Annotated in this window: 1 pseudogene; it reads left to right on the forward strand. The window is 59.0% G+C overall.

The features are described from left to right. A pseudogene (locus CVM73_RS38790) lies at window positions 1–695 on the forward strand (integrase core domain-containing protein); the annotation flags it as partial.

Raw genomic sequence — 695 nt, forward strand, 5'->3', positions numbered from 1 at the left:
GGAAGCAGCGCGAGACCGTCACCGATCGTTCGACTGGCCCCAAGGAAGCCAAGTCGACTGTCCTTTCCATCGAGGAGGAGGCGATCATCGTTGCTTTCCGGCAGCATACGCTGCTGCCACTCGACGATTGCCTCTATGCGCTGCAGCCGACCATCCCGCATCTGACGCGGTCATCCCTGCATCGCTGCCTCCAGCGTCAAGGCATCAGCCGATTGCCGGAAGTCGGCTGTGGCAAGCCCTCGAAGAAGAAGTTCAAGGCTTATCCGATCGGCTACTTCCACATCGACATCGCCGAGCTCCAGACCGCGGAAGGCAAGCTCTACCTCTACGTCGCAATCGATCGCACCAGCAAGTTCAGCCAGGAAGACGGGAAGGACCTCGGCCGCGGCCTTCCTCGAAGCTCTTATCGCGGCCGTCCCCTACAAGATCCACACGGTTCTCACCGACAATGGGATCCAGTTCACCTTCCCACCGCGCTATGCGGACGGCCCGACAGCAAGATACGCGACGCATATGTTCGACATGCGTTGCCGGGAGAACGGGATCGAACATCGGCTGACTAAGATCAAGCATCCCTGGACCAATGGCCAGGTCGAACGCATGAACCGCACGATCAAGGAAGCGACCGTCCAACGCTATTACTACGATCGACACGATCAGCTCGAAGCTCACCTTGCCGACTTGATCAACGCCTA

It is taken from the genome of Bradyrhizobium forestalis (assembly GCF_002795245.1).
Lineage (GTDB): Bacteria > Pseudomonadota > Alphaproteobacteria > Rhizobiales > Xanthobacteraceae > Bradyrhizobium > Bradyrhizobium forestalis.